The sequence below is a fragment of the Mycobacterium sp. IDUB_28 genome, from assembly GCF_055419285.1.
In genome coordinates, this window is sequence record NZ_JBVAXK010000012.1 from 158324 (window position 1) to 170721 (window position 12398).

Here is a 12398-nt window from a genome sequence, read left to right on the forward strand (position 1 = left end):
TGGCTACTCGTAGTGCACGGTGATCGGTGCCGCGTCCGGCACGGCCTGGCAGGTCAGAATGTAGCCGTCCTCGACCTCGTCGTCGTCGAGGGCGTCGTTGATCCGCATCGTCGCGGTGCCTTCGGTGAGGTGCGCCATGCACGTCCCGCAGTTGCCGGCCTCGCAGTTGAACGGCGGTTCGAGCCCGGCTCGTCGCGCGCTTTCCAGCAGCGTCTCGCCGGGGACCAACGGCACCGACACCTTCTTGCGGTCGAGGTGAATCGTCACCATGCCGGCCTCCGTCACGCGCACCTCCCTGCACTTTGTATTCTTCACTATAGAGAATAGTATTCTCATTAGACGATAGGGTCTTCTCAGACGGTTGGAGGATCGAGACGTGACCGAGCCGGCCGCGCTCGCGTTCGAGGACCGGCAATACAGCCTGTCTGACCTCGACGCGCTGACCGACGGACTGGCTGCCACGCTGCGGAAGCGGAACGTCCACGCGGGTCAGCGGGTCGCGGTGATGGCGTCCAACCGGCCCGAGTTCTTCATCGCCCTGCAGGCGATCTGGCGGCTGGGGGCCACGGCGGTGCTACTCAGCCCGGCCTGGAAGCGGGCCGAGGTCGAGCACGCCCTTGCGCTGACCGACCCGGCCCATGCGATCGGGGACAACCCGGTGCTGGCCGGTCTGATGCCGATGCTGCACCTGGACGAACCGGTCGGTCCCGGTGCACCGGGGAATGCCGGGTCGGCGCCCGGCGATGCGGTCCTGGTGTTCAGTTCCGGCACCACGGGACTGCCGAAGGCGGTGCGACACACCCATGCTTCGCTGGACGCCTCGGTGCAGCACTGGCGCGAAGCGCTGCAGCTGACCGGTCGCGACCGGATCCAGGTCGCCACCCCACCGTCCCACATTCTGGGCCTGTTGAACATCCTGACCGCATTGCGCACCGGGACATGGTTGCGGCTGCACCGCCGATTCGACATCGACCGGATGCTGCGGCACATCGAATCCGATCGCATCACCGTCGAAATGGCCGTCGCCCCCGTTGCATTGGCCATCGCCTCCCATCCCGGCCTCGAGTCCTACGACCTGTCGTCACTGCGTTACATCATGTGGGGTGCCACACCGGTGACGGCCAGCATCGCTGAAACCGTCACCCGACGCACCGGCATCTGCTGGGTCCCCGCCTACGGCACCACCGAGCTCCCGGTCATCGCCTGCAACCCCGTCGTCGGATCGAGGCTGGACTCGGTCGGCCGGGCGGTGTCCGGCGTGCAACTGCGGGTGGTCTGCCCGGACACCGGCGAGCCCGTCGGCCCGGGTGACGTCGGCGAGATCCAGGCGCGGTCGAATTCGATGATGGCGGGCTACCTGCCGGCCGAGGCGACCGCCGAAGTGCTCAGTGACGGTTGGTATCGCACCGGGGACGTCGGCGCGCTGGACGATGGCGGCTGGCTGCGCATCACCGACCGTCTCAAAGAGATGATCAAGGTACGCGGATTCCAGATCGCACCGGTCGAGATCGAGACCGTGTTGCACGGTCATCCCGCCGTCCACGACTGCGCGGTGTTCGGTGTGCCCGACGGTGTCAACGGCGAAGCTGTGGTGGCGGCCGTGACCACCCACGCGGCCGGCCAAAGCACCGCGCTCGCAGCCGAACTCGCTGAACGCGTCGAAGCGGAACTGGCGTCCTACAAACGATTGAGCCGGGTGGTGTTCGTGCCCGATATTCCCCGCCTGCCCTCGGGCAAGGTGCTCCGCAGAGTGCTCAAGGAGAGCTATGGATGTACGTCTGACAGCTGAACAACAGCAACTACGTGACGCCGCCGCCAAGATGGCCGACGACCTGGGCGCCGGGGCGGTACAGGACCTGGCCGACCAGAGCCGAATCGGCAGACTGGACAAGCAGATTGACCTGACCGGATGGCGATCGCTGCGCTCGGATGAGGCCTCTGGGGTCGAAGTAGCCATCGTCGCAGAGGAATTCGGCCGCCGGTTGGTCGACGCACCCTTCCTGGGGCCGGTGCTCGCCGGCGACCTGGCCCGCCACCTCGATGCCGACGTCGGACCGGTGACCATCGCGGTGGACGATCGCGCCGTCGACGCGCGCGGCTATCAGCGGGCGTTGCTGCTCTCCGGCACCACGGTCTCGGTCGTCGATCTCGGCGGCGACGACGGTGGTGCCGATCTGACCCGGACGTGTGCGTCGATTGCCGGATCCCCGACGCCGCTGGGGGAGGTGTCCGCGGAGGCCGCCGGCCGATGGCGGGCACTTGCCTTGGTGGCCACGGCCGCCGACCTGGTCGGAGCCGCCCGCGGCGCGCACGCCACCGCCTGTGACTACGCCAAGCTGCGGGAGCAGTACGGCAAACCGATCGGGTCGTATCAGGCCGTCGCCCACCTGCTGGCCGAAAGTCTGGCGCTGATCGAAGGTTCGGTGAGCGTGCTGCGCCACGCGGCATGGGCGGTCGACGAACTCGACCCCGCCGAAGCGATCCGGGCCGCGCAGGTGGCCAAGGTCTACTGCGCCCGGGCCGCCCGCACCGTCTGCGAGACCGCGATACAGGTGCACGGTGGCATCGGCAACACCTGGGAATGCCTGGTGCACGTGTACCTGCGCCGGGCGCTGACGTCGACCGAGCTGTGGCCGGTCACCCTGAAGGAGGTCGGTCGTGGACTTTCGTGATTCGCCGCAGGAGGCCGACTTCCGCAACCGGCTGCGGTCCTGGCTTTCGTTGCACGCCAAGGAGTTCGGCGGGTCGGGCGACGAGTACTGGGCCCGGCAGGCCGACTGGCACCGCGCGTTGTACGAAGAGGGTTTCTTCGGTCTGTCGTGGCCGCGCGAGTACGGCGGCCGGGAGTTGCCGCCGGTGTACGACGTCATCGTCGACGAGGAGCTGGCCCGCGCCGGTGCTCCGCCACGGCCCAGCGTCGGCTACCTGGTCATCGGCATCGGCCGGCACGGCAGCGACGAACTGCGGCAACGCTTCGTGCCCGGCATCATCAACGGCACCGAGCGCTGGTGCCAGGGGTTCAGCGAGCCGGGTGCCGGTTCGGACCTGGCGTCGTTGACCACTACCGCCACCCGCGAAGGCCACGAGTACGTGATCAACGGGCACAAGATCTGGACCAGTTACTCCGACGTCGCCGACTGGTGTCTGCTGCTGGCGCGAACCGACCCCGCCGCCAAGCGGCACCGCGGCCTGTCGGCTTTCATCGTTTCGATGAAACAGCCTGGTGTACAACAACGTCCGCTGCGCATGATCAACGGCGTCACCAACGAATTCGGCCAGGTGACTTTCGACGGTGCCCGGGTCCCGGCGGACCGCATGGTGGGTGCCCCCGGCGATGGGTGGGCAGTGGCCATGACCGTCGTCGGGCACGAACGCGAACCGTCCACCCTGGGTTACGCGGCCCGGTACAACAAACTGGTCGCGCAACTGGTGGCGCGCAGCGACGGTGAGGTCGACGACGACGTGGCATGGGCAGCTGTCCAGGCGCAGATGCTCACCCACCACGTGCGGCGGCGGCTGTCCGAACAACTCGACGGCGTGTCGCACGGACCTGAGGGCTCGCTGGATAAGCTCTTGATGACCTGGGTGGAACAATCCGTCGGACATGCGGCGCTGGCCGTCGGCGGCACCCGCGATCCGGACCTGCTCAGTGCCTACCTGTACAGCCGCGCGCAAAGCGTGATGGGCGGCACCTCGCAGATACAGAAGAACATCATCGCCTCGCGAATCCTGGGACTGGGAGTCTGAAATGTACGACATGCCAAGCGAAATCGATGTGCGCGCCGACGGTCCGCTGCGGATCATCACGCTCAACCGTCCCGATGACCTCAATGCGGTCAACGACAATTTGCACGTCGGGCTGGCGCGGTTGTGGCAGCGACTGACCGACGACCCCACGGCGCGTGCGGCGGTGCTCACCGGCGCCGGTAAAGCATTTTCGGCCGGTGGCGACTTCGCCTACCTCGCGGAGCTGGCCGAGGACGCCGACCTGCGCGCCAAGACAATTCGGGACGGACGCGAAATCGTGCTGGGTATGGCACGGTGCCGGATCCCGGTGGTCGCGGCGGTCAACGGACCCGCCGTCGGGTTGGGGTGCAGCCTGGTCGCGTTAAGCGACATCGTCTACATCGCCCCGCACGCGTTCCTGGCCGACCCGCACGTGCAGGTGGGATTGGTGGCCGCCGACGGTGGGCCGCTGACCTGGCCGCTGCACATCAGTCTGCTGTTGGCCAAGGAATATGCCTTGACCGGCACCAGGATTCGCGCCGAAAGGGCAGTCGAGCTGGGCCTGGCCAACCATGTGGTCGAGGACCCGGTGGCCGAAGCGGTGGCGTGCGCCACACGCATCCTCGAGTTGCCGCAGCAGGCTGTGGAAAGCACCAAGCGGGTGCTCAACATCCACCTGGAGCGTGCGGTGCTGGCCAGCATCGACTACGCGCTGTCGGCCGAGCACCAGTCGTTTGTGACCGAGGACTTCCGCTCGATCGTCAGCAAGCTGAACGCGGGCAAGAACTAGCCGAGCGAGACCAGGTCCTCGACCGAGTCGCGCGGCAGGTCGTCGCTGCTGATCGCGGTGACGACCATGTTGGTCAGGTCGATCCCGCCGCCATGGTTGTCCAGGAAGGCGGTGTCGGCCGCGTCCCGGCCCGTGGCGATGCGCAGCATGGTCTGGCGCGGCGCCAGGCACGTCGCGTCCACTACCCGCCACTGTCCGTCGATCAGCGCTTCGGCCACGGCGTGGAAGTCCATCGGGTCACACCCGGGCGCGTACACCGAGACCAGTCGGGCGGGCACGTTGACAGCGCGCAGCAGCGCGATCACCAGGTGCGCGTAGTCGCGGCACACGCCGGCACCGGCCAGCAGCGTGTCGGTCGCTCCGTCGATCGGATCGCTGGAGCCCGGAACATACTGCAGCCGCGTCCCCACCCACGACGACACCTTCTCCAGCAGTGTCACGGACTGGTTCGTGTACTGACCGAACTCGGTGGCGGCGAATCCGAAGAACTTGTCCGCCTCGGCGTAGCGGCTCGGCCGCAGGTAGGTCGAGACTTCGATCTCCTTGACCGGAAGTGGCTCGGCACGTCCGACGACGGTGGCCTGGTACTCGACGTTGAGCTCACCGGCGCCGAGGTCGGCGGTGTGGATGCGGGTGCCGTATTCGCCGTTGATCTCACGCAGCGAGACGGGTTTCCCGTCCAGGGTCGCGGTCAGCGACTCGTTCACGTCCAGGCCCGGCAGCCGGGCGACCGCGATCTGGAATTCCAGCGCGGTGGGTTCAGAAATACCGACCTGCAGACTTGCCGCAACCTCACGCTTCATCGACGCGCCCCCCTTGTTTCGATTCCGTCGCAACTTCATGGCGTGCAGCCAATCATGCGTGGCCTATACCCGCACCTGGGCACTTCACGCACACCCGGGAGCTTTTGTCAGCAGTCGTGCTGCCGGAGAAACTCCCGCATCACCCTATCGAACCGAGTCGGCTCTTCGATGAATGGCAGATGCGCGCTGTTCTCGAAGAACTCATAGCGCGAACCGGGGATGCGCTCATGCATCTCGCGCATGTGGTCGGGCGAGCATTCGTCGAACCGGCCCGCCAGCAGCAGTGTCGGCACTGTGATCTCGCTGAGCCGATCGAGCACGTCCCAGTCGCGGATGGTCCCGACGATATGAAAGTCGCTGGGGCCGAACATTGTTTCGAAGATTTCGGTGCCCATGTTCTGGAAAGCCCGATAGAGATCTGTCGGCCACGGCAGGCGGCGGCACAGGAAGGTTTCGTTCCAAGTGGTGACGGCGGCCCGGTACTCGGCCGAATCGGTGGTACCGGCCGCCTCGTGACGATCGATGGCGTCCCGGGTGGCAGGGTCCAGCTCGCCCTTGAGCCGTGCGACGTTGGCGGCGAACGCAGGGATGGAGGCGGCGCTGTTGGAGATGGTGAAGCTGACGGCGCTGCAGGCGATGTCCAGCAGATACTGCTGCGCCAGCATCGCGCCCCAGGAATTGCCGAAGATGTGAAAGTCGTTGAGACCGAGAGCCGTTACCACCGCATCCAGTTCGGCCACGGACCGCTGCATGGTCCACAGGTCGGGGTTCGACGGTCGCTCGGAGTTGCCGCAACCGAGTTGATCCCAGAAGACCACCTCGCGGTCGTCGGCCAGCCGCTGCAACGAACTCAGGTAGTAGTGCGGCAACCCCGGGCCGCCGTGCACGACGAGCAACGGTCGACCGGAGGCTGTCTCGTTGGACGGGCCCACCCGCTTCGCCCATACCGTGCCGCCCGGCACCGCGATCCTCGACTCGGTCACCGGCAGCCTCCTTCGGGACGGGCACCCAGGATCGCACGGAGCACCCCGGCGGCGCGCGGGCAACCTTGCAACTCGTACTCTCTAACTGAGAGAATAGTGTTCTCATTTTGGCGCGGAAGGGCGTAGCGCACCACCATGGACGTATCCGATCTGATCGGCAAGGCCCGCAACGGATCTCCACGTGCCGCGGGCCGGTTGCTGAGCCTGGTCGAAAGCGAGCGCCGCGACGAGGTATTGGCCGGCATCGGCGCGGCACAGCCGGTCCGGGTCATCGGCATCACCGGCCCGCCGGGTGCGGGTAAGTCGACGACCATCGGCGCGTTGGTCGGTGCATACCGGCAGCGCGAATGCCGGGTCGCGGTGTTGGCCGTGGACCCGTCGTCACCGTTCAGCGGAGGCGCACTGCTGGGCGACCGGATCCGAATGACCGCGCACATCAACGATTCCGACGTGCTGATCCGCTCGGTGGCCAGTCGCGGTCACCTCGGGGGCCTGGCCGCGGCCGTGCCTGCCGCCATCGCGCTGCTCGGGGCGATCGGCTACGACGTGGTGCTCGCCGAAACCGTCGGGGTGGGACAGTCCGAGATCGAGATCGCTGCGGTGGCCGATCCGACCATCGTCATCCTGAACCCCGGGGCCGGCGACGCGGTGCAGGCCGCGAAAGCCGGCGTGCTGGAGGTCGCTGACATCGTGGTGGTGAACAAGGCCGACCGCGAGGGTGCCGAGCAGACCGTGCGGGACCTGCGCGCGGAGACCAAAGCTCCGATCGTGAGCCTGGTCGCTGCCCGGGGCGAGGGTCTGACCGAACTGGTGGACGCGATCGACGCTCACCATCGCGCCGACAACCGCGCCCGTCGGCTGGCCCGCGCCCGGGCGCAGATCCTCTCGCTGGCGCAGACCAGGTTGCGTGCCCGCACCGACCTCGATCGGCTCGCCGAGTCGGTGGTCGACGGCCACGACGATCCCTATGCCGCGGCCGAACGGTTGCTGTCGCCCCAGCAACAGGATTGAACCTGCGGGGCCTGCCCTCCCACGATCGGGGGACATCCCGATTCAACCGGCGGGTGGCCGCTCACCCGACAGACAGCAACACCGCCGGGCGGCACGCTGAACGCCATGTCGCCAATCGTGCCGCACCAGTCCTACCTGTTGATCTCGGCCGCGGGAAACCGAGGGTCGGTCGACACCACGATGACCGCCGGCAACGCCGCAGCGGATCGCTGAAAGAGCACGGCAGCAGATGGTTTACGGGGCATTGCCGCCGGAGGTCAACTCCGGGCGGATGTACGCAGGGCCGGGTGCCGGATCGATGCTGACGGCCGCCGCCGCCTGGGACGAGCTCGCGGTCGAATTGAGAGTCACGGCAACAGCTTTCGAATCGGTGATCACCGATCTGGTCAGCGGTCCCTTCCTGGGGGCCGCGGCCACCGCCATGGTTGCCGCTGCCACACCGTATGCGGCCTGGCTCGATGCGACCGCCGCGCAGGCCGAGGCGACCGCCGGCCAGGCCAAAGCCGCCGTCGCCGCCTACGAGACCGCCTACGCGATGACGGTGCATCCCGCCCAGGTGGCGGCCAATCGCGCGCAGCTGGCCACCCTGGTCGCCACCAATTACCTGGGTCAGAACATGCCGGCTATCGCGCTCGCCGAGACCCGGTACGGCGAGATGTGGGCACAGGACGCAGCCGCCATGTACGGCTACGCCGCCGCCTCGGCCGCCGCCGCCCGGTTGACCCCGTTCGCCGAGCCGCCGCAAGTCGTCAACCCGGCCGGGGTGGCGAGTCAGACAACCGGGGCGGTGGCCGCCGCCGGAAGCGTCGTGACGGTGTTGACCCAACTGGGTTCGATCGGCGACACCGTGCTGCCCGGGTGGATCACCGATCTGGACACCCTGATGAGCATCTTCGGCACGCCGTTCTTCGTGTGCACGTCTTCGGCCGGCCTGATGATGTCGATGATGTCGACGATCAACGGCCTGTTCCCCGCGGTCGCAGGCGTCGGCGGTCAGATCGCGGCATCGGTGGGATCCGCTGCGGCAAACGCACTGGGTGCTGTCTCGGCCTCGTCGGTAGGCGCAGCCGGATCGGTGTCCGCGGCGCTCGGTGAAGCCTCGTCGGTGGGGGCGCTGTCGGTCCCGCGAGCCTGGGCCGCATCGGCACCGACCCTGAGCCACGCCGCGGTGGGGGCGCTGCCGGGCACGGTCAGCGGAGTCGCACCGTTGATGGGTTCGGCTGCTCCGGAACTGCTGGGCGGGCTGCCGGTGGGGGCCGGCTCCGGACGCGCCCAGGCGGCCGGAGTCGCGATCCAGGACGGAATCGCACCGCTGCGAGTGCTCCCCTCGCTGGTCGGATAGCCGTGGTGTCCCCCGATCGTCCGACCGGCCTCCGCCCCCGCACGGCCCGATCGGTGGAGTTGCCGAAATGTGATCGTCAATACCGTTCCAGGCGTGACGACAATCGCCCCGCTCGCAGTCCCCGCTCACCCGCCCACAACGTTGGCTGATCTGCACTTGCGGCCGGCCCCACTGCAGGACCAGGTCTTCACCGAGTGTGCGACCGAAGTCGCGCACACCATCCTGCACGACTTCGCCGAGACCCATCCGCAGATGTCCGCTCGGCATGGAATCCTGTTGTGGCAGAAACGTTTTGCCCAGACTGTCGGGGCAGCGTGCGTCGTCGCTGCGGTGGTCGCGCCGTCGGCACTGCTGATCACCCTGCTGGCGGTCACCTCGCTGATTGTGGCGGTGTCGGTCGCCGTCGCGATCGCAGGTCGGCGACGCTGCGCGGATCGGGCCCGTCAACCCGGTCCGGTGCTGACCGACGAACAGCTACCCAGTTACACCGTGCTGGTTCCGGCCTACCGCGAGGAAGAGGTCATCGGCGATCTGGTCGGATGCCTGGCCAAGCTGAACTACCCGGCCGAGCGGCTCGAGGTCCTGTTCCTGGTCGAACGGACCGACGTCGAGACCCAGGCGGCGATCGCCGCCGCGCAGCCGCCGTCGCACATGCGCGTGCTGCAGGTGCCGCCCGGGCCGCCGCGCACCAAACCGCGCTCGTGCAACGCCGGCCTACTGGTGGCCAAGGGCGAGTTGCTGGTGATCTTCGACGCGGAGGACCGTCCCGAGCCCGACCAACTCCGCCGAACCGCGGCGGTCTTCGCCGACGACAATGCCGAACTCGCCTGTGTCCAAGCGGTTTTGCAGACCAGCAACGTCGAGACCAGCCTCCTGGCGCACTGCTTCGGGGTGGAGTATGCGCGCCGCTTCCGCATGACGGTGCCGGGTCTGGCCGCCCTGGGTGCGCCGTTTCCACTCGGTGGCACCAGCAACCACTTCCGCACGGAGGTGCTGCGCAGGGTGGGCGGCTGGGACGCCTGGAATGTCTCCGAAGACGCTGATCTGGGGATGCGCCTGCACGCGTTGGGCTACCGGTCGGATGTCGTCGACTCGGTCACCTACGGCGATGCCCCGGACCGGTTGCGTGACTGGATCTCCCAGCGCACCCGCTGGCACAAGGGGTTTCTGCTCACCGGGCTGGTCCACACTCGGTCGCCCCGCGACGCGATGCGACGGTTCGGTCCCCGCGGGCTGCTGACCCTGCTGATCTTCGTGTTCGGCATGCCGGTCCAATTCCTGGCGCAGACAATGATTTTCGGACTCGGCGTCGCCGACATGCTCGGCTACGGGGGGCTGGTGCAGGTCGAGGCCGATCCCTTGCTGATCGGTGGGGTGCAGGCGGTGAGCACGCTGGCCTGGCTTCTCACCACCTACCTGGCGTACGGCGAACGCCGCTGGAGCCACCTCCGCGCGATCCTTGCGCTGCCGCTGTACTGGATCGCGCACTGGGTGGCGGCGTGGCGGGCGCTCTATCAACTGGTCACCGCCCCGTTCCTGTGGGAGAAGACCGCGCACCGCGGCTCCGTCCCGGCCCCGCAGCCCGCGGTGCCGCAGGCCCTGGCGGCCTGATGTCCCCCGATCGGCGGACAGGCGGTCAACCCGTTGTCGGGCCGATCGGAGGTACTGCGGCCGCGTTGCACTTTCTACCGTCAGTTACGTGAGCACAGTGGCGGTCGAGGACCGGATCCCCAGCGTCGCGCAGCAGACCCACACCGAAGATCATTCGACGGTGATCTGGCTGCTGCTGGGCGGGAACCTGGTGGTTCGTTCGGCCGGATTCGCCTACCCGTTCATGGCCTACCACGTCGCGGGCCGCGGTTACGCCGCAGGCGCTGTCGGTGCTGTGCTGGCGGCCTACGGCGTCGGCTGGGCGGCAGGCCAACTGCTGTGCGGCCGCCTGATCGACCGCATCGGTACCCGAACCACGCTGGTGTCCACCATGTCGGTCGCGGCCGCGGTGCTCGTCGTGCTGGCCGGGGCCCACGACTTGGCGACGCTGCTGCTCGGGGCCGCGGTCGCCGGCCTGGTCTGCGATGCTCCGCGCCTGGTGCTGGGCGCCGCCATCACCGAGTTGGTGACAGATCCGCAGCGGCGGGCGCGGTTGGACAGCTGGCGTTACGGGTGGGTCCTCAACGTGGGTGCCGCCATCACCGGTGGCATCGGTGGTCTGACCGCCGACTGGTGTGGCACTCCCGTGCTGTACTGGGTCAACGCCCTGGCCTGCGCGGCCTTCGCACTGGTGTCGGCCCGATGCATCCCGGCCGGCACCCGTCGCCCGACCGACTCGCCACCCGGGCCGAGCAGCTACCGGCAGGCGTTCTCGGACCGCCGCCTGCTGCTGTTGTTCGCATCCAGCCTGGCCAGCCTGACCGCACTGATGGGCATCTTCGCCGCGGTGCCGATGCTGATGGCCGAGTCGGGTCTGGGGGCCGGCGCCTACGGGTGCGTGCAACTCGTCAACGCAGTGGCGGTCATCGCGTTCACCCCGTTGATCACGCCCTGGCTGAGCGCGCAGCTCGCCGCCGGCCCGCGACTGGACATCCTGGCCGGCGCGGGTGCCTGGGTGACGGTCTGCATGGGCGTCTCGGCGCTGGCCCACACCACGCTGGCGTTCAGCGTGACCGCGATCGCGTGCTCGCCCGGTGAGATCATCTGGTTCGTGGTGGCCGCCGGCGTCGTGCACCGCATCGCGCCGGCCGCGAACCGGGGTCTCTATCAAGGGATCTGGTCGATGACCACCGCGATCGCCTCGGTCGTCGCGCCGGTCCTGGTCGCGTGCAGTCTGCCCCTCGGGGGGCGCGCCACGCTCGCGGTCGCGACACTGGCCATCGGTTTGCTCGGCGCCGCGCTGTGCAAACCGCTGGCGGCCGTTGTGACCGGCGCCGGCTGCCCGCGGGTGCTGTCCTGAGTACGGTGTTCCGGTGGCGATCGCCAGTGACACAGAAATGGACCGGGTGCGCAACATCCACCGGTTGCGCTCCTATCGTGTTGTCGCCGTGCTCCGGGTCGGTGTCCTGGCCTTCGTGATCGGCGCCATGGTGGTGGCCACCCCCCGCTCCGAATGGAGAGGGCAAATCACCCTGGTGATGCTGTACGCCTTCGCCACCGTGTGCGCCCTGATCTTGGCTTTCACGCCGTTTCGGCGCCTGGGGATGAGCCGGTTCGCCGAGCTGAGCCGACTGGAGCCGTTCGTCTTCATCGCCATCGACGTGGTGGTGCTGACCGCGCTGCAGTTGCTGTCCAGCGACGGGATCTATCCGTTGCTGATCATGATCCTGCTGCCGGTGCTGGTGGGCGTGGACATGTCGACCCGCCGGGCGGCGGTGGTGCTGGCCTTCACCCTGGTCGGGTTCGTGTTCGCCGGAATTCAGGACCACGTGCAGAAGCGGGCGATCGGCTGGCCCGACACCGCGTTTCTGTTCGGGCTCTACGGATTTCTGTGTGCGGCGGCGCTGGTGATGGTGCGTATCGAAGAACTGCATGCTCGTTCGGTGGCGGGGTTGAGTGCGTTGCGCGAGGAGTTGTTGGCGCAGACGATGACGGCCTCGGAGGAAATGCAGCGCCGGATTTCGGAGGCGATTCACGACGGGCCGTTGCAGGATGTGCTGGCCGCCCGGATGGAGGTCGTGGAGTTGGCGGCCGACGATCCCGATGACGATCGGGTGGATCGGGCGTTGGCGGGGTTGAACAGTGCCTCGGAG

General features: G+C 68.0%; 11 protein-coding genes and 1 pseudogene. 9 read left to right on the top strand and 3 right to left on the bottom strand.

Annotated elements, in window-relative coordinates:
* Positions 1 to 3: 3 nt before the first annotated feature.
* A complete protein-coding gene (locus ACZYZ9_RS22555) occupies positions 4 to 270 on the bottom strand; it encodes a 2Fe-2S iron-sulfur cluster-binding protein (RefSeq protein WP_463828512.1) in 267 nt (88 codons plus the stop codon).
* 106 nt (positions 271 to 376) lie between these two features.
* Between ACZYZ9_RS22555 and ACZYZ9_RS22560 the strand changes: the two genes are divergently transcribed.
* The 4 genes from ACZYZ9_RS22560 to ACZYZ9_RS22575 are packed head-to-tail and all read left to right on the top strand — an operon-like array spanning position 377 to position 4516.
* Entirely contained in the window at positions 377 to 1789 is a 1413-nt protein-coding gene (locus ACZYZ9_RS22560) for a class I adenylate-forming enzyme family protein (RefSeq protein ID WP_463828494.1), read from the top strand.
* The gene (locus ACZYZ9_RS22565; protein WP_463828495.1) at positions 1767 to 2672 is read left to right on the top strand and encodes an acyl-CoA dehydrogenase family protein; all 906 of its coding nucleotides are present in this window, start codon (positions 1767 to 1769) and stop codon (positions 2670 to 2672) included. Before ACZYZ9_RS22560 ends, ACZYZ9_RS22565 begins: the two co-directional genes overlap by 23 nt.
* Positions 2659 to 3747: an acyl-CoA dehydrogenase family protein gene (locus ACZYZ9_RS22570; RefSeq protein ID WP_463828496.1), complete on the top strand. Its 1089-nt coding sequence runs from the start codon at positions 2659 to 2661 to the stop codon at positions 3745 to 3747. The genes ACZYZ9_RS22565 and ACZYZ9_RS22570 overlap by 14 nt, the downstream gene beginning before the upstream one ends.
* A gap of 1 nt (position 3748) precedes the next feature.
* On the top strand, positions 3749 to 4516 hold the full coding sequence (locus ACZYZ9_RS22575) for an enoyl-CoA hydratase/isomerase family protein (RefSeq protein WP_463828497.1): 768 nt from the start codon (positions 3749 to 3751) through the stop codon (positions 4514 to 4516).
* On the opposite strand, the gene ACZYZ9_RS22580 is transcribed toward ACZYZ9_RS22575, so the two are convergent.
* Positions 4513 to 5319, bottom strand: coding sequence for a transglutaminase-like domain-containing protein (locus ACZYZ9_RS22580; protein ID WP_463828498.1), 807 nt, complete (start codon positions 5317 to 5319; stop codon positions 4513 to 4515). The two genes, ACZYZ9_RS22575 and ACZYZ9_RS22580, sit on opposite strands and share 4 nt — an antisense overlap.
* Positions 5320 to 5426: 107 nt before the next feature.
* Complete coding sequence (locus tag ACZYZ9_RS22585) at positions 5427 to 6302, bottom strand: proline iminopeptidase-family hydrolase (RefSeq protein ID WP_463828499.1); 876 nt, start codon at positions 6300 to 6302, stop codon at positions 5427 to 5429.
* A gap of 135 nt (positions 6303 to 6437) precedes the next feature.
* On the opposite strand from ACZYZ9_RS22585, the gene meaB reads away from it, so the two are divergent.
* The 5 genes and pseudogenes from meaB to ACZYZ9_RS22610 form a co-directional block, all read left to right on the top strand.
* A complete protein-coding gene (gene meaB, locus ACZYZ9_RS22590) occupies positions 6438 to 7313 on the top strand; it encodes a methylmalonyl Co-A mutase-associated GTPase MeaB (RefSeq protein WP_463828500.1) in 876 nt (291 codons plus the stop codon).
* Positions 7314 to 7542: 229 nt separating this feature from the next.
* Complete coding sequence (locus ACZYZ9_RS22595; RefSeq protein ID WP_463828501.1) at positions 7543 to 8655, top strand: PPE family protein; 1113 nt, start codon at positions 7543 to 7545, stop codon at positions 8653 to 8655.
* A 93-nt stretch (positions 8656 to 8748) separates the two neighbouring features.
* Positions 8749 to 10266, top strand: a complete 1518-nt coding sequence (locus tag ACZYZ9_RS22600; RefSeq protein ID WP_463828502.1) for a glycosyltransferase — start codon at positions 8749 to 8751, stop codon at positions 10264 to 10266.
* 97 nt (positions 10267 to 10363) lie between these two features.
* A complete protein-coding gene (locus ACZYZ9_RS22605; protein WP_463828513.1) occupies positions 10364 to 11605 on the top strand; it encodes an MFS transporter in 1242 nt (413 codons plus the stop codon).
* A 13-nt stretch (positions 11606 to 11618) separates the two neighbouring features.
* A pseudogene (locus ACZYZ9_RS22610) lies at positions 11619 to 12398 on the top strand (sensor histidine kinase); the annotation flags it as partial.